Raw genomic sequence first — 24,076 nt, 5'->3', positions numbered from 1 at the left:
TTTATAATGAAAAACCCTTAAGTGCTTTATCGACCATATCATCATTAATTCCAATGTATCGGAGTGTAATAGACGGGGCTGAATGACCAAAGATCTGTTGCAACATGGCGATATCTTTTGTTTGCTGATAAAAATGGTATCCAAAGGTTTTTCGCATAGAGTGTGTCCCGATAGAACCTTCAATTCCACATATGTTAGCTGCATCATTGATAATCTTCCATGCTGTTTCACGGGTAATAGGCTTACTCCCTTTCCGTGATGGGAACAGGTAATCAGAATCAGCCATTCCACGAATGTATTTGTCGATTTCATTGCGTAACGCAGCTGTCATGGGGATTTTCCGAGTGTTCCTCGTCTTTTTTTCGCGTATTCGTAAATGTTCTGCGTGACGAACATCCATTACACGTAGAGGTAAGATATCGCTTACCCTAAGACCAGAGTTAATTCCAAACGTAAATAAAAAATAATTACGATAGGATTGATGTAACAAAATCTCTTTCATTTCCCGAATCTTTTCTGGATCACGAATTGGTTCAACCGTATTCGCTCCTTGGCCTTTTTTCACTCCCTTCACTCCTCATGCCGTTTTTCGACAAATAATAAAATCAACGTCGCTATTGGTCCTAATAACAAGGACAGTAAAAACCAATTGAGACCTGTTCGATTTTTCCCTTGAGCCAATCCTGCATTAATTAAGGCAAGAGTTCCCCATCCTACATAAAATGAATTTTCCATGCCCAATCACCTTTAAAAGTTCATATTCAATCTAACATTAATATACTATATGTAGCATTGAAAATCCTTTTTTTTATTAAAAATAATGAAAAATCCTTTGTAAATAAGGTTTTTCATTGGTATTATTGGTGATTATGAATCTAACATAATAATCATTTTGTTATATTCATAGATGTTAGACTATATAATTAGGCAGTTGCCCCTTGTAACTTTATTAGAAGTAGTGGTAACATAAAAACAAAGAACAAGGAAATTTGTATATTTTATCAAAGAAGGGAATACTATGGATATGAATATAGATTTAATGAATAACAGGCACAAAGGGGAGAACATTATGGGATCTCAACCTTCCGAAGCTAAACGAATTAGCGTATCTGAAAAACGACAAATCACCATTCCCAAACGCTTTTTTGAGAAATTAGGAATTAAGGAATCTCTTATTTGTGAACTGCGGGACGATGAAATAGTGCTACGACCTGTTCCTACAGACGATGATTTTTCAGAACAAATATTGAAAGATTTGATTCAAGAAGGGTATGATGGGGAGTTCCTTCTTACGGAATTTAAAAAAAGAAAAGCACAAATTCGTCCAGCCATTGAAACTTTAATTGAGGAAGCCGATCAAGCAGCCCAACAAGCTACGGAAACAGGTGACGAAGAAACAGAATCTCTTTTTGATGACGTAAGGGAGTGATGTATCATGTTACCCATTACGTATTTAAACCCTGCCAAGCGCTATTTAAAAAAGTTGAAGGAAAAATCACTTAAAAAGCAATTTTATGAAGCAATACAACAAATCCGGCTGAATCCCTATATTGGAGAGCCCAAAACAGGAGATCTAGCCGGACTTTATACATACAATATTCGTTATAGCGGGACCCAATACCGTTTAGCATATCGCATTTCTGAAAATGTAAATGGAGAAATCATTGTTGTTGTTTTAGCAGGAACACGGGAAACTTTTTATCAAGAATTAAAAAAGTACATAAAAAAATGATGTCTAGAGTAAAAGAGTAAGGTACCCGGAATATTGTGTAGAAATGTTAGATACAATTAATTTTTTTAAACAAATATATGCGTTGTAATTTTAGTAAGTTATACAGGACTTATTCAACAAAAGGGTCATTAAATGGAGGAGGCGAGGGGGGTATATGGGTTATTATTACGATATATATAGGGATATTCTTAAGAAAAACTTTATGCTAGTTGTAATAGCTTTGATATTATTATTTCCTACTTTTTTTATTTGGGTAGGTATACCGATATTTTTTGTTGGGAATGCACTCGATAATATAATCACTAGTCGATTTCTTATTTATTTAGGGATTTCATTTTCGGGTAGTTGTATTTTTTCTTTATACTTTTTGCCTATTAATTTAAAGGTTACACGCAGTATTGCAGTTGCAAGAAAAAGTAGTGCATTACATTCATTTTTGCGATCAGAAACAGTTTGGGTGTTAGTCGGAACAGTGATTTGGGGAATATTAATGGGTATCGTCTTTCGATAAACGGGCGCAGTTGTTGAATAAACGCTGTGCCTGAATCGGGGTAGAGTATGGAGGAACTTTTATATTACATATTGGACGATTACTACAGAAAAGATCTTGAGTTTTGGGTGATGCTGTAAATGTATGTGCTTAAAGTAACGGTGCGAACTTTTAATAAGACTTTATTGATTAGGATTACATCATTACTAGATAGAGCTTCGGTGGTAAATGTAGAAAATAATAGATTTTAAAGCTAATCAGTTTATTTTACCGTGTGTAAAGAATATGAATATGAAAATAACAAAAGAGCCATCAAACAGGACAGCCTTTTGAAAATAGATCCTCTTTTTTTATTTGCCCAATTATGTGCATGAGAGAGGGACGCTAATTATGCTGTATTAAGAGTTTAAAATTATGGGTAATCGGAAAATAGTGTGGAAAAATAATAAAAGATTGATTCCCCAACTACTAAATGTAAAAAAAGAATATTACTCCTTTTTATGGTTCCTACGTGCTATCCTGTTTGTTCCACAATCGGGCCCGACTGTTATATTGTATTTTTTGATTTTTTCATGCGATAACATTTAAAAAACAAGTCGATTTTATTGACAAAATAATTTATTTATGCTATAATTTACATTTATTGATTTTTTGTATATAATAAGATTCTCCTGGCCAGGGGGGGATCTTATTTTTGTTATATGGGGGATCAATGTATGGAGAAAAACGAATCAAATTTAACTTCCTTAATATCAGCTTTTGGTCGAGCATACCACAGTAAATATGACACACCAAAGATTTTTGATGATTATATTGCAAAAGATTTAATTACCCAAAAGGAATTTGAAGATATTCGTAAAAACATGATTCAAGGAATTCAATTTTTTAATCACGAAATTGCTATAAAATTTCAAGATCAACCCGATGAAATATTAAAATGGATTACACAAGTCCAACTCTCACCAACTCCATTAGCACGTGCTGCCTATTGTGAAAAAGTATTGTTCCATGAGATAGTACTAGAAGCTGAACAATACGTCATTCTAGGAGCTGGATTGGATACATTTTGTTTTCGGAACCCAGAATTAGACACTAAGTTGGAAATATTTGAAGTTGATTATCCGTCTACACAAGACTTTAAAAGGAATAGGCTAGCTAAATCTAATTATCAAATTCCGGATAACCTTCACTTTGTTCCAATGGATTTCACCAAAGATATTATCCTGCAAAACCTTATTGATGAGGGTTTTCAACCAAACAAAAAAACTTTTTATAGTCTCTTAGGTGTTTCCTATTACTTAACAAAAGAGGAAATTTCTAATTTAATTAAAGAATTATTTGCAGAGATTCCATTGGGAAGTTCCATCGTTTTTGATTATGCAGATGATAAACTATTTGAAGAAAAAGGAGTGTCTAACCGAGTTCAGAATATGGTGCAAATGGCATCGGCTAGTGGCGAACCAATGAAATCATGTTTTACTTATGATGAAATAGAAAAATTGTTAGAAGATGCAGGATTACTTATTTACGAACATTTATCACCCGATGTTATAAATAATAAATTCTTTAGCGATCGTTCGGATTATTTAAAAGCATTTGAAACGATTCATTACATCCATGCTGTAAAAAAGTAATTGTTTGATTAATAACAGTCCACCCCTTAATCCTCCATTTGATTAAGGGGTCAACTTTTTATATGTTATTATACAATATGGGCGCGTTTGTCGAACAAAAACTTTGTTGAATTGATCCTTTAATCTATTTTAACATATACAAGCAAATTTTAATTCCACATGATAATCCGAATACCCAAAATTATCTGGGAGGCAAACAGTTAATGAACTTATTCCTTTTTCCAGGCTCCCCAGCACTGGTATTCACAAAGCTATACATATCGACTGTCAAAATCATTAAACTTAAGATTAATTTTAATCCTAGATTAGTCTTAAATAGTTTCTTCATAAACACCACTCCCTTTTCATTTTTTTGTACTGGGGCGTGTGATTGGACCAGGGCCTGAACCTGCTCAGGGAGTTGAGCCTGGAAAAAGGAACAATAAATTATTAAAAATTATAGCATGTCTGATTGTTGTTGCACAGTAAAACAATATATGAAGTGAAAATTAAATAAGGAGTGGAGGTTAAAGTATGGTGTTCGGAGAATTGCTTTTTAATACTAATGATCTTTACAGAGTTATTGAGAATAGGAAGAAAGAAGTAAAGGAAACTATACTAGAAGAAGAGGAAGACTACCTTCTCAATGTCGGGCAGGAACAATATATAATGTATCTTAAAGATAAGTTTAAAATAGAGCCATTGGTATTAAGATTTGGCGAAGCTGAAGCAACTGTGAGAGAAGAACAAGTTAGAGCAGAATATTTTCCCCAATCATTTTTTGTAAGGGATGGGCAAACATACCCTAGAGAAGTTTATTATTTTCATATTCCCTTTGAAGGAGAGAGCTATTTATTAAAGTGTAGACCTTCTACCTATACACTTTCTCCACCTCGTGCTGAGGTTAGGGGGATGGAAATTATTAAGGGATACATACAATTTAATGAGGATGTTGAAAACATTAATATAGAGTACAAGGCATTCGTAGATAGCCTATCTAATATGGTTAACAATGTGAATAGAGATGTAGATAGTTATAATAATGGACTAGAGGATCTTATCATAAGGTTATTCAATGACAGAAAAACTCAAATATTAAAGAGAAGGAAACAACATTCGGGATTAATTGTTCCGATTAGAAAGTAGTCAAATGTCCCTACTACCTTTGCGGTTCCTTCACCCAAGGTTAAAAAGAAGATTCAGATAAAACCAATTCAGAATAAGCATGACTATACTCCGGTACCTACTTTAAATAATGATGAATATATAGAAATATTAAAAATTATTAACGATATGGGGAGAGAATTTGAAAGAAAACCTTCAGTATATAAAGACAAAGGGGAAGAGGATCTAAGAGATCATTTCTTGATGATGTTGGAGCCGAACTTTGAAGGGAGTGCAACAGGGGAAACCTTCAATAAAAGCGGGAAGACAGATATTTTACTCAGGTATGAAGGAAGTAATATTTTTGTTGGAGAATGTAAATTCTGGACTGGTCAAAAGGGTTTGCTAAAAACTATTGATCAGCTATTAGGATACTTAACCTGGAGAGATTCTAAAGCTGCAATTATTATGTTCGTACCTAATAAGGATTTTTCCAGTGTAATAAAAACGGCGAAAGAAACCATAGAAAAACATCCTAATTTCGTTAAATACAATAATAAATCAGATGTATCATGGGCAAATTATACCTTTCATACTATTGATGATAAGAATAATGAAATTAAAGTAGCTTTAATGCTTTATCACACACCATGATAGGGATTTAATCTCAATACTCCACAACCGGGTGCGATTGTAGAGTAATAGAAGGATTTGGTCGATTAAATATGCCATTTTATTATCTGATTAACCAAAGAATAAATAGACATAGTTGGGGTATACCAAGCCCCTAACTATGTCCACATGCTTTCTAAATTATGCGTAAACCATTTTATGAAGGTGTAATCCTCATCAACATTTACTAAAGCTTCGTACATTTGTGTGTTATGATATTTATCTTTGCAGAGAGCACAAAGAAAGTCTTTCATATCCCGTTTTATTTGCTCATCAAGCTTCGCATCTTCCATGTCGAAATAATTCCATATATACTGTTTAATTTTCTCAGCAATAAGTTCATCTTCGTCATCGATTTCAAAAATAACGACCTTTGCATTAACTGTAATCTTTTTCTTAATGGTTTCTGGGAAAACGATTCCGTCTGTAATTTCTCTGGTTTCTCGTCTTATTCCCCAGTGTTCCGCCAATTCACGCCAATGTATGCCTTTAAATGCCATCATGCGCCTCCTTTCAAATCCTTTGGGTATTATAAAGACCTTCGCCTTGAATGAAGGCGGAGTGTTTTTCTAGATAATGAACAATTTGAATAATTTTATCCAATATTCAGATGGGACATTTTTTACTTTTTCTGCCTTTTTAATATTGCTTTATTCTTCATTTTATTGTTAACATACTCTTTTACTTCATCAGGAGTAGTTTTTTCTAAATAGATACTTTTAGCAATCATCCGAAGCATTTTGGAGACATCATTTTTACGTTCTTGGTCATAATCAGAAAGGTAATTTGATACGATTCTTTCCGATTCGTCTGGATCTAAAAATAAAGTTACCTTTCTTACTTTTAAAGCAACTTCTAAAGATAATTTAGCCGTTTGTTGACGATAAATTGTTCCACCATCTTGAAGATATTCATACTGTTTTTTTAGTTTGGTTATAAATTTATCAAATGATAAATCGCTCACTTCGAACAACTCCTTTTGTTCAGTTTCTGTTACGTTTCAAAACCTCTTTTACCCTTTCTCCAAAAACGTTTTTGTTTGAAAGGTCGTTTGCAAAAGCAATGGTTTCGTTAAGGTTTACGAAAAGGTATTCCACATGGTTCATATGACCTAGCAGTTGTTGGTGCAAATCCTTATGAAATTCAGCACCACTTGTTAATACAAGTACCTTTCTGCCATCACGTTCATATTCTTCTTTTCGATAATGTCTTAGTTCATCAATTTTCATCAAATCGTTCCCTAACAGGTCCATAAGGTACATCTCTTCACCGTTGCATTCGATTAGATAGTCAAAATGAACGTTTGATTCAAATTCATTTTTGTTTGATGAATCTCCTAGGATGGTTATACCTAGGCTTTCAATATAGCGTTTGTAATTTTCTTCATCCCCATCGGAAATGGCCAAGTGAGCAAGTGCTATTTTCAAAGGAAGAACCTTTACTGCTTCACCTTTGATCAATTTATCTTTATCCATAAAAGAGTCTACGATAGAGGTGAAGCTATCAATGCCCCGTGCGATGACCAGTATCCTTTCGAGTGGAAGCCGAATAATTTCCTGTTTAAGACGAACAAGGGTGTCTTTTCTTGCCTTTTTTAAAATGATATATAGTGCATACTCCTTTCCCTCATCAGGACTTGTCAACATTCCTTGTACAATATCCCCACGGTTAAGAGAAAGAAGATTCTTCGTTGCTCTACTATCTTGGTATCCCCAACCTTTTTGGGCTAATGGAATAATCAAATCATTCACTGTCAGTAAGTAAGCAACCCGATATACCGATATTTTTAATTCTTCTGCTGTATAATCGACCTTATAACCATATAGGTTTAATAGACTTATCCCCTTGCCACTAATTCGGTGATAATTTCCTTGTCTAGCTTGATTTAGGATATAATTTCCTTTTATATGCTCACTGTACAGATAACCTTGCCCCCTTAATTGGCTGATTTTCTTGTACACAGTCCAAATGCTATAATTCATCACTTTGGCGACTTGAACTGTACTTAACGCACGGTATTTATAAAGCTGGTATAACAATTGTATATCTTGTTTGGGTAGTGCTTGTCTACTGTTTTGTGGGTGCATTTCGAATATCACCTCCCCTTGGTTTGTCATATCGGAAAAATGGCTGATTGTTTCCAGTAACTCTCCACGAATTCGAGATGGCTTCAACAATCTTCATTGTAAAATGACTTACTTCTCAATTTGAGAATTATTTTAATAACCTATGACATGACTGCTTTTTATCCTATGTTTTCTATCCAACATCTCTTAATATTGGACTACCAACGTTATAAACTAAAAAATGCTTAATGTTGGAGTCCAATATTAAAATTTTTTTACATCCAACATTAAAGTTTTTTACCATTAATATTAGTGTGTGCTTTTATCTTATTTTTCGTTAGCGAAATATTTTTCATATTCCGCTTTTGTCGGCAAATAATTTGTACCATCCTTTAATTTTTCATGATATTTCATTAGGTAACCCATAAAAGATGATAGGTTTTTTCTTTCGACCACATACACTTGAATGTGATCTTTTTCGTTATCCAAAAAACCAATATCCATGTTCCAAACGTTTTGCCAGTCATCATCACCAAAGAGTCTTGTCTGTCGTATTGCATCTTGGATATATTTTTTGTTACGATTATTCAAATCCCCGATTTTTTTATTTAGAAAATATTGAACGAATATGACAACAACTTCCTTCATAACAGGTAGCCTAAATCTTTTAAAATCGTAACTATCAAGCGTTGCACGGAAATAATAGTTCCTAATCATCGACAAATATTCATAATCATCTTCTATAAATATGGGTAACAACCCTTCATACCCAAATCGAAAAACAGGATAGCCCTCAACCATTAACGGTTCTATCTTTGCCATTGGATAAACTGTAGTTTTTTTCGTGGTTTGATCATTAGCACCAATTTCATTGATTTCTCGCATAACATCTTGCCTCAATCGTTCTACATCCTTTAACATTTTATATATGATTTCCATATTCTTATTACCTCCTTGTCAGACTAGGATAGTCCTTTCATACCAAGCACTAGACCATCTTTTTAAAGTAATGTGTTAGATAAAAATTGAATATCCTCTTTGTCCGACACACTCAAAACTGTAATACCAATGGTTAGACTTGTTTTTCAAAGGTTTTTGTCCGACATAATTATATTTTTATAGTTAGCGACTATTTGTCTGACAAAATTATAAGCTTTTATTTTAAAAGTGTTGGTAAATTAAACTTTTTAATGATTATTTCTGTCAGACAAATAGATAAGCAATATATTTTTTCCTCTTCCAAAATTAAAAAGTATATTTCTAGAAATCATACAGTTTTCTAAAGTCGAAACCTGCCTACATTACCTACACTACATACACTTTTGAAGGATAAAGAATGAAGACAATGTAGGCTGTGTAGGTTAAAATTTATTTATTTTTATCATCCCACCTTTACTACTGCGAGGTAACTCAACATATTCAATTCCCTTTGTTCTTAATGAAGGTGCAATTCTTCTTAATCTGTCTTTTAATTTATTCGGAGTTGGCCATGATGGCGAAATTATCACTTCTTTTTCCGCATGAGATTTTAATTGATTTAATGTTTCCGTTGTTGTTGCAATCCATTCATTTCTTTCTGACATTAACTCCTGAACTGCAACTGCAATTGGATCTAACTCCAACCCCAGGTCTATAGCTTTACTCATATTTGCTTTGTAAATTTCTATAAAAGAATCGCTTTCCCAATCAAGGGATTTTTCAGCTGCCGTAATCCACAAAGCAAAGTCTGCCATCCTTGGCTTACTTTTTAGTTTTGTGTATGGTAGCTCTCTTAAAGTCCCACTTACAACGTCACATAACGCTCCTAAAATGTTTGCATGTTGATCTTTAAAATCTTTCCAAAAAGTTTTTTCATCTGTTCTTTTTTCTGCTTTTATGCTTGGTAATGTAAGGACTATCGAACGTTCCAATAAATCAGGTCTTTGTCCTATATCATCAATACCATTTAAAATACATGGTCTTTTTATTTTTAAGACTGTTTCCTCATTCGTAGTATAAAGTGTTCTTGTTGTTATTCCTCCGCCAGTAGACATTTTACAAAGTGCATCACTCATTTTATTAGAAAGACCACTTAAATTGTCATATGCAAGTATCCATGTATTACTAGATGCGATAGCGAGCGTCATTTCATCGTTTGGAAATGTTCTTAATGGCAAACTGGATGGATCAATAATTGACCTTAATATGTTAGCAGTTGTGCTTTTTGCACTCCCTTGTTCACCTTGTAAAATTAATATTGGAAAGGGACTATTCTCCTTTAACGTGGATAACAACCATGCTATAATTAATTTGAAATCAGATTTATCCGAGAAATTAACAAACGGTTTTAAATGATCGATTTTGCCATTTCTATTTGGCTTTGGCAAAGTTTTCATAGTTTTTGAGCGCTTAAAGTATACTGGTGGGCTGGATATAACTTTCCAGCCCTCTTTTTTTATTTCGATTACTTCCCAGTTTCCATTACATAAATCGATGTAAGCGGCGTCATCCGTTTCAGCAATTCGTGTATGAATAACTTCTTTTTTCCCTCTTAATCTAGCTTTGGCTTTTAACACTTGGACTGCTTCTTTTAATCCTTTTTTGGAAGGAATTTTATTTTCATATGCATTCATATAACGATCAATTAGCATAAGTTCCATTGTTTCGGATTCAACATTCCACACTTCATAATGGTTGTCTACTTTCATTTTTGCGTATGATTCTCCCTGATCGTCATAAAATAGCGTCATATCAGAAGTAAGTTCAATTAATTTTTGAGACTGTGTTTTCTCTTCCTTCTTTATTGGTTGTTGGGCTGCCCTCCCTGCTTCATGATCCAATTCCTCTATCATGAGTCAGCCTCCTTGAAGCCTCTTTTCTTAATATGTTGTTAAAGGCTTTCGTTACTATGTTTTTGTCTAGGGGAGGATCGTTATTTTCGTTCCATAACAGAACTAGCATGTAAGCAACTCTATAATCAATCCCTTTTCCTAATAAATAGCCTATTAACGTCATCATACTGTTGTTTCTATTACCATCTGGAACCCCTTGAAGTATCATTAAATAATCTTCTATTGATCTTGCATTATAATTGGTGTTTGTTTGATTTTGTTTTAACTGATCAATTAACCAGTTAGGCATATCTGCAATAGGATTTACGACTGGTTTAGAAGATTCTTCCCAATAATATTTTCTTCCACTAGGGTGAGTGCTTGGTGGTAAAACAACGTACTTTCCATCACTCTGGATATCGATTCCTTCAAAACCTGGTATATGACTTTTTTTGATTCGTTCATCATATCTGAAATAATAATGATTTCCTCCACCACCTGTTAGACATTCAACCGTATAAGGAAAAGGCTCATATTCATCTATTAATCTATCTAGTGAATAAATGCCATTATTTCTTGGATCTACATCAAGCACCACCAGATTATTAATTTTTCCAGTCGGTAGACCTATCCCTGCATGAGGATATCTTGTCCACCATTCGATTAACTGGTTTTCGTCAGTAGTAGCATCCTTGAATCCATGTTGCGTAATGGGAACTTTGCTTTTATAATGGATAGGAAACACTGACCAGTTAAGCATTTCGGAATAAGCTAATGCTGCCTTAAGGTTAGTGCTCTCTTGTGAAGGTGTGGATGCTGCAACATTCACGCCTTTTTTATTATTGTTCATCATCTAAACCACCAACCATTTGGGACTGCACCCACTTGTCTATTTCTTCTTTCTTAAATAAAATGCGTCTCCCAAGACGAAAATGAATAATTTTTCCTTCCCGCACCAATAAATAAATTAAATCAGTCGAGACGCCTAAATATTTTGCTGTTTCAGAAACAGTAAGTGTATTTCGTTTGATTGGTTCAAATTTGATATTCATTCAACTTGCTCCTTTCTTAAATAATAATCAGGAATTAATCAATATCATTTTCAAACGCTTTTTTATTTTCTTCCAACTCTTCAAATGTAAGAGCAATATCAGAAATTTTCAGTTGTATTTGGTCTAAGTCTACTATTGAGTAAAATAGCAATCTATGAATTGTTGTTAAAGTTGCCTGTACATTATACAGACTATTACTGCTTTTAATTTTCCCTGTCTTATCATTTGCTTCACCAACAAGCACTGGCAAATCTTTTAGCCTTCAAATAAAAGGGAAAGGTGCGTGGCATATTCTCGTAATTCAATGACCGCTTGCTGAAATTTTTTATCCATTATCATCTACTCCTTATGATTTTTTATATTTTTCTTTAGCTTGTTCAATTGCTTCAAAAATTCTTTTTTTCTCATCTCCGCTTAGCTCCTTCCTTAACAACCTACTGAAATTTCCTTCATGTAAATCGTAGCAATCAGCTACTTGCCAGAATTTTAATCCTGCTTCAATGATTGCAATCCTTACATCCATGTTTTGCATCTAATCACTCCTTTCAATCATTAATTCAAATTTACAACATAAATGCAAAATTTAATGTTGTAAATTGATAAGTTCTAATCATAATGATATAATCCTAACAACATCATTTATAACTTGATGTTGTTAAGTAAATATTATTAGATATTTGTATGTTTTTCAATCACTAACCACCTTTATTAGATTTTATATGTGGTTATTTATATAAATATGTAATGTTGAAACAACGTAAGTTAACGAAAATTAACGTAAGTCAACGACCCAAAATTAAAAAGGAGAAAAAACGTCATGAGCCTACTTTTTGAATATGATATATATAACGACCAATCCGTGGTTGTTTTCCATAATTACAAGCAATATAAGAACATAAATAAGTTGAATAGCATTGAAAATAAGTATTATGACTATAAGTCTTTTATCGAACAATCCAAATTCAACAGCCATAAATATTTTTCAAAATCCAAGTCACCACTTTATAGTGATCTTGTAAGACTTGCGAAGTATGAGAAAACTTCAGCCAAAGAAATCATTTCATATTTACAAAATTTACAAAAAGAAGAGGATATTGTGAAGGACATTAAAAATTCCGTTATTGTCGCAGATGATAAAAGTGTAGATTATTATGAAGTTTATAATCTTGGTAATGCAATGGGACTCTATACAGAACTTGCTAAGGTAGAACCTTTTAATATAAAATCAATCATTAATTTTTCAAAAACATTTGGCTTACCAACTGGTAATATTTCATTTCCTAATACATTTGATAAAACTCTTGTTAATAATTCGATTTGCATACCGAGTTGCAATTTTGTAGAGCTCAATTTACAACTAATGGAGTATAAGGTAATTTTCGAAGTATTTGAAAGCATTATGATGAATAATACGGAAAAAATTAAAGAGAGGGAAATTCAATATATAGAATCAACTACAAATGATAGTAACAACAAACATATTAATATCGCGTTAAGAAAGTCTAAACTTGATTATTTTAAAACGATTGATGATGAAACACTTTTAAAATATGAAACAGAATATCTTTCCGATTTAATCAATAACTCAATTTTTTCTAAACTGTTTAATTGGTCGTTGGTTAGTACTAAAAAGGGACATAAACTTAAAAGTCATTATAATAATTTGTTTCAGTTTGCCTACAACCAAATCATACACGCAATGCTTAAAAAGCCAAACTTTAAAAAATGTGAGTATTGTGAGCATTTATTTGAAGCACCTAATGATAAGATGAAATTTTGTCCGACACTACCCTTTAGAGCTCGTTCAAGTTGCGAAATGGCATCTAGGAATAAAAGAAAAAAGAAGAGAAACTAGGAAAGGAATGATTGATTATGAGTAAGAATGCTGGTATTGAATACATGGGGAAAGCGAAAGATGGTAAATTAGAAAGGTATCGGCTAATTGTCTATTGTGGGTATGATAGCAATGGTAAACAAATAAAAAGAAAGCGAACTGTCACTGTTTCGGGAATTGTTGAAGCACGAAAAAAACGTGCTGAGTTCATTACAGAGGTTGAAACTGGGGAATATGTTGCACCTTCCAACACAACATTAAAAATTTACGCTGAAAAACAATATATGAGCAACCTAAAGAAACGCGTTTCTGATAGCACAATTGACACATATCAACGAATATTAAATAACCACATTTATAAACATTTAGGTGGTTACCAAATGGATCAATTAACCCATAATCATATTAAGCAATATATTCAAGAGCTAGATGCAATAAGTCTTGCAAGCAGTACTATTAATAAGCATTACAATATATTAAATGGCATCTTTAAATTAGCGGTAACAAATGAAGTTATAAAGAAGAATCCTATGGATAAAGTAGATCGTCCTTCTGTTAAGTATAAAAAAGGTTCGGTATACACAAATGATGAAATAAAAGAACTAATGATTTTGCTTGATAAAGAAAAAAATAAACAAATGAGTCTGTTAATTAAACTAGCTGTTACAACGGGAATGCGTAGAGGCGAATTGTTAGCCTTACAATGGGATGATGTGAAATTTAAAGATAACACCATTAATGTACGCTATTCGATTGGATACACCAAGCATAGCGGATATAAGTTGAAAGAGCCTAAAACACCCAATTCTATTAGAAAAGTTGCGGTTGCTCCAGAAATTATGAATGAATTAAAAAAACATAAGCATGTAAAAAATACTGATCGAATAAAGACAGAGGAATTATGGGAAAGTGGTAAACATTTCTTTGTATTTTCAAGTGAATTTGGTAAGCCATTATACCCTGCCGTCCCTAGCCGATGGTTTAGTCGATTTTTAGAACGTACTGGTTTTAAAAAAGTTCGTTTTCACGATTTAAGACATACTCACGCAACATATTTATTAAATAAGGAAGCTGGAATTAAAGACATTTCTAAAAGATTGGGACATGCCAATATTTCAACTACAGTTGATACTTATGGTCATTATGATAAAGAAAAAGATAAAAAATTGGCTGACATGTTTAATGATATTTTGTAAGCCATCACATACACCATTTAGCATGGTGTTTTTTATTGCAATAATGGGCTGATGGAAGTTTGCGAGGGAACCCCTAACGTGTCTATCAACAGCTTAAGAAAATCTATCAGCCATGTCCAGACACGTGAAAAAAGAGGTAGCACCAATAAAAAAGGCTTGTCCAACATCATGTTCCCATATCATATCCATCCAGCCCAGGTTTTTTATGGCATCATGGTATTCTTCCGATAGTTTCTATGTAGTAATACTACCTTTAATAGTTTTTCTTTAAATTGTTCAATAATCGATCCGCACAAAAAGACTATTCACAGCATAACAAAACATATACTATTTTTTTCTGCCGTATATATAGAGAGTGAGATAGGACACCATAGACAAAAAGCTCACAAACGTTGATATTATCGCTTTTTTTGCACTTTTAGGGTGTAGAAAAATTTCCACACATGTGTGGAAGAATTTCTACACCCAGCTTTAGTACTTTTTCCGCGGTATTAGAAATTGAATACTATAAGAGGCCAGCCAATTACGAAATAATATATCCTTCTTTTTCTATACACTTTTAAAAAATAAGCCCCTAATAAGCCCCTAAAACTCATTTTCTCAATTAGAAAGCCAAAAAAAATAAGCTCCCAGTCGGAATCGAACCGACAGTTTTGCCTTACCATGGCAATGTTTTGCCGTTAAACTATGGGAGCGTATTTTATAAAATTTTATTTTGCGACCCCTTCCTTACCATGGTGGTGCTCTACCGACTGAGCTATGGAAGCATAAAAAGGCTCCACAGGTAGGATTCGAACCTACGACCGATCGGTTAACAGCCGATTGCTCTACCACTGAGCTACTGTGGAATAATCTAAATATATGAGATAGCCACTGTTCTCAACAGATAGCATCAATAAATATTATACCACAAAATAGATGTATTTATAATTATTTTGAGATTTAATATATACACCTCATGCTATATGTATTGAAAAATGCCTGGCGGCGTCCTACTCTTGCAGGGGCAAAGCCCCAACTACCATCGGCGCTGGAGAGCTTAACTTCTGTGTTCGGTATGGAAACAGGTGTGACCTCTCCGCTATTGCTACCAGACATGATGTTTATATTGTTCTAAAAAATAGGCACAAGACTTATTATAATTGTTTTCGTAAAAAAAGCAAGTACTTTTTATCAAAAAATATGGATCATACCTTAAAAACTAAATAAGAGATCATTCAACGACTATCTTTCCATTAGATTTAGTTAAGTCCTCGATCGATTAGTATTCGTCAGCTTCACGTGTCACCACGCTTCTACCTCGAACCTATCTACCTCATCATCTTTGAGGGATCTTACTCACTTGACGTGATGGGAGGTCTCATCTTGAGGGGGGCTTCATGCTTAGATGCTTTCAGCACTTATCCCTGCCACACGTAGCTACCCAGCTGTGCTCCTGGCGGAACAACTGGTACACCAGCGGTGTGTCCATCCCGGTCCTCTCGTACTAAGGACAGCTCCTCTCAAACCTCCAACGCCCACGACGGATAGGGACCGAACTGTCTCACGACGTTCTGAACCCAGCTCGCGTACCGCTTTAATGGGCGAACAGCCCAACCCTTGGGACCGACTACAGCCCCAGGATGCGATGAGCCGACATCGAGGTGCCAAACCTCCCCGTCGATGTGAACTCTTGGGGGAGATAAGCCTGTTATCCCCGGGGTAGCTTTTATCCGTTGAGCGATGGCCCTTCCATGCGGAACCACCGGATCACTAAGCCCGACTTTCGTCCCTGCTCGACTTGTAGGTCTCGCAGTCAAGCTCCCTTCTGCCTTTACACTCTGCGAATGATTTCCAACCATTCTGAGGGAACCTTTGGGCGCCTCCGTTACCTTTTGGGAGGCGACCGCCCCAGTCAAACTGCCCGCCTGACACTGTCTCCGGACCGGATCACGGCCCTGGGTTAGAAGGTTCATACAGCCAGGGTGGTATCCCACGGGTGCCTCCACGTAAGCTGGCGCTCACGCTTCGATGGCTCCCACCTATCCTGTACAAGCTGTACAAACATTCAATATCAGGCTACAGTAAAGCTCCACGGGGTCTTTCCGTCCTGTCGCGGGTAATGCGCATCTTCACGCATCGTATAATTTCACCGGGTCTCTCGTTGAGACAGTGCCCAAGTCGTTGCACCTTTCGTGCGGGTCGGAACTTACCCGACAAGGAATTTCGCTACCTTAGGACCGTTATAGTTACGGCCGCCGTTCACTGGGGCTTCAGTTCTACGCTTCGTACCGAAGTACTAACGCTTCCCCTTTACCTTCCAGCACCGGGCAGGTGTCAGCCCCTATACTTCGCCTTTCGGCTTCGCAGAGACCTGTGTTTTTGCTAAACAGTCGCTTGGGCCTATTCACTGCGGCTCCTCCTACAAGGAGCACCCCTTCTCCCGAAGTTACGGGGTCATTTTGCCGAGTTCCTTAACGAGAGTTCTCCCGCTCACCTTAGGATTCTCTCCTCGCCTACCTGTGTCGGTTTGCGGTACGGGCACCTATGAGCTCACTAGANTCACTATCGGTCACTAGGGAGTATTTAGCCTTGGGAGATGGTCCTCCCGGATTCCGACGGAATTTCTCGTGTTCCGCCGTACTCAGGATCCACTCCGGAGGAAGTTCCTTTTTGATTACAGGGCTGTTACCTCCTTTGGCGGATCTTTCCAGATCGCTTCATCTAAAGAACTTCTTGGTAACTCCTATGGAGTGTCCTACAACCCCAGAAGGCAAGCCTTCTGGTTTGGGCTCGTTCCGTTTCGCTCGCCGCTACTTGGGAAATCGCATTTGCTTTCCTTTCCTCCGGGTACTGAGATGTTTCAGTTCCCCGGGTCTGCCTCCTCTACCCTATGTATTCAGATAGAGGTACTGTTCCATTACGAACAGTGGGTTCCCCCATTCGGAAATTCCCGGATCAACGTCTACTTACGACTCCCCGAGACATATCGGTGTTAGTCCCGTCCTTCTTCGGCTCCTAGTGCCAAGGCATCCACCGTGCGCCCTTATTCACTTAACTAACTCGCTTTATGTGAAATAAGCTAGACGCTTTTTCGCCTTTATTGCTTTTGGTTAATCTAGCTTCCGCTCATAGCGACTTGCCTGACTTCCTTCCCCTTCGTACGATAAGTCGACATCGATTCGCCTTTCGGCTCTTCGTGTTTCCTTTATCTCCTACGGTTCAGTCCAGTCCGTATGTCGCTAAGCATTCGCTTCAGCTTTTGGTTTGATGTCGTTGTTACTCTTATTTAGTTTTCAAGGTACAAAAATGGAGCCTAGCGGGATCGAACCGCTGACCTCCTGCGTGCAAGGCAGGCGCTCTCCCAGCTGAGCTAAGGCCCCATGTAAATTTTTATGATCAGATGGTGGGCCTGAGTGGACTTGAACCACCGACCTCACGCTTATCAGGCGTGCGCTCTAACCAGCTGAGCTACAGGCCCATCTTCGAATGTAAAAGTGATAAATCACTCTCTCAAAACTGAACCAAACAACCTAATATGTCTTCCGTATAGTCAGCTCCAGCGTTCAGCGACTAGTGAAACTTCCTTCACCTCCGTACGATAAGTCAACATCAATTCGCCTTTCGGCTCTTCGTGTTTCCTTCATCTCCTTCAGTTCCGTCCAGTTCATTCGTCGCTAAACGAACGCTTACGCTTTATCTTATTCCTTAGAAAGGAGGTGATCCAGCCGCACCTTCCGATACGGCTACCTTGTTACGACTTCACCCCAATCATTGGTCCCACCTTCGGCGGCTGGCTCCTTACGGTTACCTCACCGACTTCGGGTGTTACCAACTCTCGTGGTGTGACGGGCGGTGTGTACAAGACCCGGGAACGTATTCACCGCGGCATGCTGATCCGCGATTACTAGCGATTCCGGCTTCATGCAGGCGAGTTGCAGCCTGCAATCCGAACTGAGAATGGTTTTGTGGGATTTGCTTGGCCTCACGGCTTCGCTGCCCTTTGTTCCATCCATTGTAGCACGTGTGTAGCCCAGGTCATAAGGGGCATGATGATTTGACGTCATCCCCACCTTCCTCCGGTTTGTCACCGGCAGTCACCTTAGAGTGCCCAACTGAATGCTGGCAACTAAGATCAAGGGTTGCGCTCGTTGCGGGACTTAACCCAACATCTCACGACACGAGCTGACGACAACCATGCACCACCTGTCACTCTGTCCCCGAAGGGAACTCCCTATCTCTAGGGCCGTCAGAGGATGTCAAGACCTGGTAAGGTTCTTCGCGTTGCTTCGAATTAAACCACATGCTCCACCGCTTGTGCGGGTCCCCGTCAATTCTTTTGAGTTTCAGCCTTGCGGCCGTACTCCCCAGGCGGAGTGCTTAATGCGTTAACTGCAGCACTAAGGGGCGGAAACCCCCTAACACCTAGCACTCATCGTTTACGGCGTGGACTACCAGGGTATCTAATCCTGTTTGCTACCCACGCTTTCGCACCTCAGCGTCAGTTACAGACCAGAGAGTCGCCTTCGCCACTGGTGTTCCTCCACATCTCTACGCATTTCACCGCTACACGTGGAATTCCACTCTCCTCTTCTGTACTCAAGTCCTCCAGTTTCCAATGGCCCTCCACGGTTAAGCCGTGGGCTTTCACATCAGACTTAAAAGACCGCCTGCGCGCGCTTTACGCCCAATAATTCCGGACAACGCTTGCCCCCTACGTATTACCGCGGCTGCTGGCACGTAGTTAGCCGGGGCTTTCTGGTTAGGTACCGTCAAGGTGCCGCCCTATTTGAACGGCACTTGTTCTTCCCTAACAACAGAGTTTTACGATCCGAAAACCTTCTTCACTCACGCGGCGTTGCTCCGTCAGACTTTCGTCCATTGCGGAAGATTCCCTACTGCTGCCTCCCGTAGGAGTCTGGGCCGTGTCTCAGTCCCAGTGTGGCCGATCACCCTCTCAGGTCGGCTACGCATCGTCGCCTTGGTAGGCTTTTACCCCACCAACTAGCTAATGCGCCGCGGGCCCATCTGTAAGTGACAGCTTGCGCCGCCTTTTAACGTCTCCTTATGCAAGAAAACGTATTATCCGGTATTAGCCCCGGTTTCCCGGAGTTATCCCAGTCTTACAGGCAGGTTGCCCACGTGTTACTCACCCGTCCGCCGCTCGTTCCACATGCGTCACCCCCGAAGGGGTTCTGCTTGCTTCCCGCGCTCGACTTGCATGTATTAGGCACGCCGCCAGCGTTCGTCCTGAGCCAAGATCAAACTCTCCAAAAAAGTTTGTAATGAAAAACACCGTTCTTCATTATTTCTTAGCTTCTCTCAAGATCTCTCTTGAGTTATTTCTTAGAAAAACAGAGACTGCTTTTCTTGACATACTGGTTGTTTTGTTCAGTTTTCAAAGAGCAATTTTTTATTTTGTCGTTTTTTGCGACAAGATATAATTTATCATGGTTTGAAGTGATTGTCAACAGTTTTTTTAAATATTTTTTGCTTTGTTTTCTCCGATTATTGATTGTGTCATTTGTTGACAACAGAAACTAATATAGCATATAAACACATAAATAGCAATAGAAAAAACAAAAAAATTCTTTTGTAAAAGAATCTGTCTAGAAAACTAACATTATATCCATATAACACCGTCAAAAAAGGTTAACAATTTTATTTTTATTTACTAGGAGTAACCGTTTCTGCGCACAGACTTTAAAAGAGAGATAAGCTCGTGACAAAACACATTAATAATAACTCATACTATTTACTTAAATTGTATTTGTATTTCCAAAACAGGGTGATCTTACACCGCTCTCTAGACTTTCCTATCAGATTAAAAGCCCCCTAACACTTTTGGAAGGAAAAAAAGCGTTAAGCGCTTAGGTAGCGCCGTACAAACTGGAGAACTTCTCAAGATCAAGCGAAACGGCATTCAAGAAGAGCTTTTCTCTCTGAAAAAGATGCGAAGTTTATTCAAGAAGCTTTTCTGTCCCGTATACCTAAAAGATCCGGGAATTTAGGAGCCATTTCCTGATAAAGTTCAAAAAACAATAAACAGATTTTTCAAACGAGGGAAATACGGCTCCTTCCATTCGTGTTAAAAGAAAACACACCTCTAAAAACAGGGGTATGCCGACTCCTGAGAGGGCAGGCGCTTTTCGTCGACCTTCCTTTAGATTCGAACCGATGTTGACTTATTGTAGGCAGAAGAGCGAGACTACAGCTCAAGCTAGACAAATCCACTTTCAAAAACGATACTCCAAAAAGCAGGTAAAAAGCCGCTCGAATTCTTATGGTTTAGGTCAGATAAAGTTAAATGTACCATCGACATTATGCTACTTTGATCTTCTCAATTTCTTTTTATTTCTTTTGAAACACGTCCTTTAAGACATGAAAGGATCCTTACTTATAACACAAGCCATAATTCGTCACTTCATCTAATTAAATATCTCCATTATAAATTAGACCCGTTCCTTCATATAAGGAGAAACTCTCTTCCGTGAGATTTTTCCATAACCCTTTTGATCGGTAGTAGAATAAAGATTAAAATCTCGGAGAGCACCCTGAAAAAATCACGATGTGTTGCTGTGAAGCTTTTTCCTTCCAAGCTTCTCTGCCCTGTCCACCGGACCAAACGAATTAGGCATTTAGGTGCGTTATCTCCTACTTATACTTCTTCGTATTTTATTTGAAGCGAAAATATTACAGCACCTTAAATATAAGTTAGAATGTTCATTCCGATTTTTTCCAAAAAAAGACATTCTATTCGGTATAGCCAAGCTACCATATGGAATTATTAAAGACTTTTCTTTTCTCCCACCAACACAGCTGTCATTATTGGTGATTACCGCTATGTTTTGGCATATATTTTAAGCACTCCCTCTCACTTGCTACTCTACGAAATAATTGAAACAACATTTGGTACCTTTCTCTCATAGCTTCTTTAACTATATTATCAATACGTCGATCTTCTAAATCCATTAATAGTTCCTCTAACTCTCTTCTAATTAAATATTCTAATTCCTTTTGTTCTGTGTCATTGATTAATAAACCTAACAATTATATTCACCGCCTAGAATTTTTATGCAATTATGTTCATTATTAGTTTAGACAAAGGCTATTTTAGAAATAAGAAAAAATTTCCCTACTGGTAAAGTTAACTTCTATTCACTTTTTTCTACGTAACGGACGGTAGCTGGGGATTTAACTTTTCATAAATAGATATAGTAGAAAAAGCTCCTTTTGGTTTAGAGCTTTATTTGAGGTAATGACTATCTTAGGTAAAAACAAACATCATATACAACTATTCGCATCTTATAGCGAATTATGTCGGTTTTTAGCGATAAATACTTTCTTTTTTTCTTATACTTAAAAACTCCACTAACTTTCAAGCCTATGAAGCGAGCAAATCATCCAGTTGTCATTGTAAGGTAAAATTTTCTCTCACCTATTAAGATTTTATTCTTCGTAATAAAGCTCCCATCTATTCATACTTTTAAATGATTGTTCTTAATTCATTGCTGATTACATACGTTTTTAATAAGGCTTGTTCAAAAAAGTACTGTCATGCTGCAGAATACCCTACTTAATATTTCATGAACATACATCAGATAAAGAAAATCTTCATTCAGTAGGCCTTTCCTTCACAACTCTACAGATTAGAAAGGAATATAGGCTAAATCTCGGGAGCCCTTGAAAAAGAAGTACGCTTTTTCTGCTTGTGATGTATCGCTTCGTAGTCTTTCTTGTCCTGTTTCCCTAAATGAAGCGGACATTAGGTGCTAATATCTCCACTTAGACTTCGTCGTATTCTCTACAACTCTTGAAGCGAGAGAGAATCTTACAGCACCTTAAATGGGGGATAAACCAAGATGGAAGAGGAGGTAGTAAAATAAAATGGAGCACTTCTATGTATGGCGCTTTAACAAATGGAAGCGCTGGGTTACATTACTGATTATCGCTTTTTTTACAGCAACGTTAATTTGGCTTGAAAGAGATGGATCCTTTTCTGTGTTTTCCAATAATGAACCTACTGCAATGACGAAAGGAAATGCAAATGAAAAAAACATCGCTTTAACTTTTAATATTAGCTGGGGAGAAGAACGAGTGCATGATATCCTGAAACAGCTAAAAGAGAAAAATATCCAAGCTACATTTTTTCTCAGCGGAGAATGGGCAGAGAGGCATCCGGATATCGTGGAAAAGATTACAGAAAATAAGCATGAATTAGGGATTCTTGGTTATCGCTATAAAAGTTATTTGGAACAAGAAATTGAAACTGTTCAAGCCGATTTACGAAAAGCACGTGAAGTATTTGATAAAATGGGGTATAAAGAAGTAAAGTTGCTTCGACCTCCTAATGGCCACTTTAATAAAGAAATTATTGAGTTAGCTGAAAATATGGGATATAACATCATCCATTGGAACGTTAATCCGAACGATTGGAAAAGTCCTGGCACCGAAGCAATCGTTGATCATGTAATGAAAAACACGACAAATGGTGATATTATTTTGCTTCATGCATCTGATTCAGCAAAGCAAACCGCAGTAGCACTAAAAACGGTCTTACCAGGTTTAAAGAACAAAGGTTTTAACTTTGTTCCGATGACAGAATTAATTAACCAAGCACATGCCAATTCAAAACTGGTCGACTAATTCAAAAGTAGTCTATCGTTAACAAAAGGAATATCTTAGTACACATAGTTACAAAATATTTACGACATAAATTCGACTACATCTTTTGTTTTAAAATACAAACAAAACGTCGGTAAGAATTCATCTTACCGACGTTTTAACATTTTTGCCACTTTGTTTATTTTTTGTCTGCTTGTTTACAGTTCTGGTTGATTTAGAGTTGGAATTATCACGATTAATTCGATGTAATGCCAATAGTTGGTATGTATTACATGAAAGTAATGGAATAATCATTAACCACGCATAATCTGTCCCCTCTGTGCGTAAGCCAGGAACCCACTCAATGGTAGTTATGACTACCATTAAAAACAAGGCTGGAATAAACGCTTTCTTATTCGTTTCTTTAGCCTTTAATTTTGCCACGATGAAGCCATAAGTTAAAATTACTGCTGACATGATGATATACCAATAAATAGCTACCTCATCTTTCGTAGCTTGATACGGAAAATAAACCAAGTCAAAAACAACAATTGCGATTAATAAGACCTGAACAGTTGGCCAAAATGAGCGAAATAAGCTTAACCCAAAACGATTGATAAATAAGTAAGCAAAAAAACCGGTTTGGCTCACTACACTAAATACTAGTCCTAAACCTATGAAAAATAGAATGAGTCCAAATAATTCCATCCAATTAATGGGATTTAGATTCGCTGCATACTCCTCAGCTTTTACAAAAAAGCTGGTGAAAAGGCCTGTAAGTCCGCCAATAAACAAGGTTTTAAAAAAGAAATGCACTAATTTTCGACTATTCAAACCCATTTCCCCCTATATATGTAACATAAGTTGATTGTCTTTGTTTGAAAAAAGTTCCCTCCCTTCCGTATTCTATCATGAAGTAACCGT

At 36.8% G+C, this 24,076-nt stretch carries 22 protein-coding genes, 4 tRNA genes, 2 rRNA genes and 1 other annotated feature; of the genes, 9 read left to right on the top strand and 19 right to left on the bottom strand.

Annotation, left to right across the window (positions count from 1 at the left end):
- Position 1: 1 nt before the first annotated feature.
- Positions 2-502 (bottom strand): site-specific integrase, encoded by a 501-nt coding sequence (locus BN1066_RS08745; protein WP_077321421.1) that lies wholly within the window; start codon positions 500-502, stop codon positions 2-4.
- Between the two features lie 68 nt (positions 503-570).
- On the bottom strand, positions 571-735 hold the full coding sequence (locus tag BN1066_RS20165) for a hypothetical protein (RefSeq protein ID WP_179104337.1): 165 nt from the start codon (positions 733-735) through the stop codon (positions 571-573).
- 283 nt (positions 736-1,018) lie between these two features.
- On the opposite strand from BN1066_RS20165, the gene BN1066_RS08740 reads away from it, so the two are divergent.
- The 6 genes from BN1066_RS08740 to BN1066_RS20435 all read left to right on the top strand — a co-directional run bounded on the left by BN1066_RS08740 (position 1,019) and on the right by BN1066_RS20435 (position 5,593).
- The gene (locus tag BN1066_RS08740) at positions 1,019-1,429 is read left to right on the top strand and encodes an AbrB/MazE/SpoVT family DNA-binding domain-containing protein (protein WP_245799751.1); all 411 of its coding nucleotides are present in this window, start codon (positions 1,019-1,021) and stop codon (positions 1,427-1,429) included.
- Between the two features lie 6 nt (positions 1,430-1,435).
- Positions 1,436-1,732 (top strand): type II toxin-antitoxin system RelE/ParE family toxin, encoded by a 297-nt coding sequence (locus BN1066_RS08735; protein ID WP_077319086.1) that lies wholly within the window; start codon positions 1,436-1,438, stop codon positions 1,730-1,732.
- 154 nt (positions 1,733-1,886) lie between these two features.
- Entirely contained in the window at positions 1,887-2,243 is a 357-nt protein-coding gene (locus tag BN1066_RS08730) for a hypothetical protein (RefSeq protein WP_077319085.1), read from the top strand.
- Positions 2,244-2,938: 695 nt separating this feature from the next.
- Positions 2,939-3,856, top strand: a complete 918-nt coding sequence (locus BN1066_RS08725) for a class I SAM-dependent methyltransferase (protein WP_077319084.1) — start codon at positions 2,939-2,941, stop codon at positions 3,854-3,856.
- 513 nt (positions 3,857-4,369) lie between these two features.
- On the top strand, positions 4,370-4,981 hold the full coding sequence (locus BN1066_RS20440) for a hypothetical protein (RefSeq protein ID WP_077319083.1): 612 nt from the start codon (positions 4,370-4,372) through the stop codon (positions 4,979-4,981).
- A gap of 219 nt (positions 4,982-5,200) precedes the next feature.
- On the top strand, positions 5,201-5,593 hold the full coding sequence (locus BN1066_RS20435) for a hypothetical protein (protein ID WP_218668073.1): 393 nt from the start codon (positions 5,201-5,203) through the stop codon (positions 5,591-5,593).
- A gap of 137 nt (positions 5,594-5,730) precedes the next feature.
- Here BN1066_RS20435 and BN1066_RS08710 read toward each other — a convergent pair whose 3' ends face one another.
- From BN1066_RS08710 to BN1066_RS08670, 9 genes are all read right to left on the bottom strand, one after another.
- The gene (locus BN1066_RS08710) at positions 5,731-6,111 is read right to left on the bottom strand and encodes a hypothetical protein (protein ID WP_077319081.1); all 381 of its coding nucleotides are present in this window, start codon (positions 6,109-6,111) and stop codon (positions 5,731-5,733) included.
- A gap of 122 nt (positions 6,112-6,233) precedes the next feature.
- The gene (locus BN1066_RS08705; RefSeq protein ID WP_077319080.1) at positions 6,234-6,575 is read right to left on the bottom strand and encodes a hypothetical protein; all 342 of its coding nucleotides are present in this window, start codon (positions 6,573-6,575) and stop codon (positions 6,234-6,236) included.
- 19 nt (positions 6,576-6,594) lie between these two features.
- Positions 6,595-7,698, bottom strand: coding sequence for a hypothetical protein (locus BN1066_RS08700; protein ID WP_077319079.1), 1,104 nt, complete (start codon positions 7,696-7,698; stop codon positions 6,595-6,597).
- Positions 7,699-8,004: 306 nt separating this feature from the next.
- Positions 8,005-8,616, bottom strand: coding sequence for a hypothetical protein (locus BN1066_RS08695; RefSeq protein WP_077319078.1), 612 nt, complete (start codon positions 8,614-8,616; stop codon positions 8,005-8,007).
- A 422-nt stretch (positions 8,617-9,038) separates the two neighbouring features.
- Positions 9,039-10,508 carry a hypothetical protein gene (locus tag BN1066_RS08690; RefSeq protein WP_077319077.1) on the bottom strand — a complete coding sequence of 490 codons (1,470 nt, stop codon included), beginning with the start codon at positions 10,506-10,508 and terminating at the stop codon, positions 9,039-9,041.
- Complete coding sequence (locus BN1066_RS08685) at positions 10,486-11,337, bottom strand: bifunctional DNA primase/polymerase (protein ID WP_179104336.1); 852 nt, start codon at positions 11,335-11,337, stop codon at positions 10,486-10,488. The genes BN1066_RS08690 and BN1066_RS08685 overlap by 23 nt, the downstream gene beginning before the upstream one ends.
- Positions 11,327-11,539 (bottom strand): helix-turn-helix domain-containing protein, encoded by a 213-nt coding sequence (locus tag BN1066_RS08680; RefSeq protein WP_342745596.1) that lies wholly within the window; start codon positions 11,537-11,539, stop codon positions 11,327-11,329. Before BN1066_RS08680 ends, BN1066_RS08685 begins: the two co-directional genes overlap by 11 nt.
- A gap of 34 nt (positions 11,540-11,573) precedes the next feature.
- Positions 11,574-11,789, bottom strand: coding sequence for a hypothetical protein (locus BN1066_RS08675; protein WP_077319075.1), 216 nt, complete (start codon positions 11,787-11,789; stop codon positions 11,574-11,576).
- A 96-nt stretch (positions 11,790-11,885) separates the two neighbouring features.
- Entirely contained in the window at positions 11,886-12,071 is a 186-nt protein-coding gene (locus BN1066_RS08670; RefSeq protein WP_077319074.1) for a hypothetical protein, read from the bottom strand.
- Positions 12,072-12,356: 285 nt separating this feature from the next.
- Between BN1066_RS08670 and BN1066_RS08665 the strand changes: the two genes are divergently transcribed.
- Both BN1066_RS08665 and BN1066_RS08660 read left to right on the top strand, forming a co-directional pair.
- Positions 12,357-13,394: a hypothetical protein gene (locus tag BN1066_RS08665; protein ID WP_077319073.1), complete on the top strand. Its 1,038-nt coding sequence runs from the start codon at positions 12,357-12,359 to the stop codon at positions 13,392-13,394.
- Between the two features lie 17 nt (positions 13,395-13,411).
- Entirely contained in the window at positions 13,412-14,569 is a 1,158-nt protein-coding gene (locus tag BN1066_RS08660) for a tyrosine-type recombinase/integrase (protein ID WP_077319072.1), read from the top strand.
- 624 nt (positions 14,570-15,193) lie between these two features.
- Here the strand turns inward: BN1066_RS08660 and BN1066_RS08655 are convergent.
- The 7 genes from BN1066_RS08655 to BN1066_RS08625 form a co-directional block, all read right to left on the bottom strand.
- A tRNA-Thr gene (locus tag BN1066_RS08655) sits at positions 15,194-15,264 on the bottom strand.
- An 81-nt stretch (positions 15,265-15,345) separates the two neighbouring features.
- Positions 15,346-15,417, bottom strand: a tRNA-Asn gene (locus tag BN1066_RS08650).
- A 131-nt stretch (positions 15,418-15,548) separates the two neighbouring features.
- Positions 15,549-15,664: ribosomal RNA gene (gene rrf, locus BN1066_RS08645) — 5S ribosomal RNA — on the bottom strand.
- 146 nt (positions 15,665-15,810) lie between these two features.
- Positions 15,811-17,608, bottom strand: a sequence feature (mutual gap in cmsearch alignment for this rRNA model is longer than 100).
- A gap of 250 nt (positions 17,609-17,858) precedes the next feature.
- Positions 17,859-17,931 (bottom strand) — tRNA-Ala (locus tag BN1066_RS08640).
- A 21-nt stretch (positions 17,932-17,952) separates the two neighbouring features.
- Positions 17,953-18,029, bottom strand: a tRNA-Ile gene (locus BN1066_RS08635).
- A 231-nt stretch (positions 18,030-18,260) separates the two neighbouring features.
- Positions 18,261-19,825, bottom strand: a 16S ribosomal RNA gene (locus BN1066_RS08630).
- Between the two features lie 1,548 nt (positions 19,826-21,373).
- On the bottom strand, positions 21,374-21,598 hold the full coding sequence (locus BN1066_RS08625) for a hypothetical protein (RefSeq protein WP_077319071.1): 225 nt from the start codon (positions 21,596-21,598) through the stop codon (positions 21,374-21,376).
- 837 nt (positions 21,599-22,435) lie between these two features.
- On the opposite strand from BN1066_RS08625, the gene pdaB reads away from it, so the two are divergent.
- Positions 22,436-23,194 carry a polysaccharide deacetylase family sporulation protein PdaB gene (gene pdaB / locus BN1066_RS08620; RefSeq protein WP_077319070.1) on the top strand — a complete coding sequence of 253 codons (759 nt, stop codon included), beginning with the start codon at positions 22,436-22,438 and terminating at the stop codon, positions 23,192-23,194.
- A 120-nt stretch (positions 23,195-23,314) separates the two neighbouring features.
- Here pdaB and BN1066_RS08615 read toward each other — a convergent pair whose 3' ends face one another.
- Positions 23,315-23,986: a KinB-signaling pathway activation protein gene (locus BN1066_RS08615; protein ID WP_077319069.1), complete on the bottom strand. Its 672-nt coding sequence runs from the start codon at positions 23,984-23,986 to the stop codon at positions 23,315-23,317.
- Positions 23,987-24,076 lie beyond the last annotated feature (90 nt).

This window comes from Virgibacillus proomii (assembly GCF_900162615.1).
GTDB classification, from domain to species: Bacteria; Bacillota; Bacilli; order Bacillales; family Amphibacillaceae; genus Virgibacillus; species Virgibacillus proomii.
This window is presented reverse-complemented; position numbering and strand designations above follow the sequence as displayed.

Bases quoted from the DNA above. Each gene is read 5' to 3' on its own strand.
- BN1066_RS08680 (WP_342745596.1), bottom strand. From the start codon at position 11,539: ATGAATATCAAATTTGAACCAATCAAACGAAATACACTTACTGTTTCT.
- BN1066_RS08690 (WP_077319077.1), bottom strand. From the start codon at position 10,508: ATGATAGAGGAATTGGATCATGAAGCAGGGAGGGCAGCCCAACAACCA.
- BN1066_RS08745 (WP_077321421.1), bottom strand. From the start codon at position 502: ATGAAAGAGATTTTGTTACATCAATCCTATCGTAATTATTTTTTATTT.
- BN1066_RS20440 (WP_077319083.1), top strand. From the start codon at position 4,370: ATGGTGTTCGGAGAATTGCTTTTTAATACTAATGATCTTTACAGAGTT.
- BN1066_RS08700 (WP_077319079.1), bottom strand. From the start codon at position 7,698: ATGCACCCACAAAACAGTAGACAAGCACTACCCAAACAAGATATACAA.
- BN1066_RS08710 (WP_077319081.1), bottom strand. From the start codon at position 6,111: ATGGCATTTAAAGGCATACATTGGCGTGAATTGGCGGAACACTGGGGA.
- BN1066_RS08695 (WP_077319078.1), bottom strand. From the start codon at position 8,616: ATGGAAATCATATATAAAATGTTAAAGGATGTAGAACGATTGAGGCAA.
- BN1066_RS08740 (WP_245799751.1), top strand. From the start codon at position 1,019: ATGGATATGAATATAGATTTAATGAATAACAGGCACAAAGGGGAGAAC.
- BN1066_RS08685 (WP_179104336.1), bottom strand. From the start codon at position 11,337: ATGAACAATAATAAAAAAGGCGTGAATGTTGCAGCATCCACACCTTCA.
- BN1066_RS08735 (WP_077319086.1), top strand. From the start codon at position 1,436: ATGTTACCCATTACGTATTTAAACCCTGCCAAGCGCTATTTAAAAAAG.
- BN1066_RS08725 (WP_077319084.1), top strand. From the start codon at position 2,939: ATGGAGAAAAACGAATCAAATTTAACTTCCTTAATATCAGCTTTTGGT.
- BN1066_RS08660 (WP_077319072.1), top strand. From the start codon at position 13,412: ATGAGTAAGAATGCTGGTATTGAATACATGGGGAAAGCGAAAGATGGT.
- BN1066_RS20165 (WP_179104337.1), bottom strand. From the start codon at position 735: ATGGAAAATTCATTTTATGTAGGATGGGGAACTCTTGCCTTAATTAAT.
- pdaB (WP_077319070.1), top strand. From the start codon at position 22,436: ATGGAGCACTTCTATGTATGGCGCTTTAACAAATGGAAGCGCTGGGTT.
- BN1066_RS08730 (WP_077319085.1), top strand. From the start codon at position 1,887: ATGGGTTATTATTACGATATATATAGGGATATTCTTAAGAAAAACTTT.
- BN1066_RS08670 (WP_077319074.1), bottom strand. From the start codon at position 12,071: ATGCAAAACATGGATGTAAGGATTGCAATCATTGAAGCAGGATTAAAA.
- BN1066_RS08665 (WP_077319073.1), top strand. From the start codon at position 12,357: ATGAGCCTACTTTTTGAATATGATATATATAACGACCAATCCGTGGTT.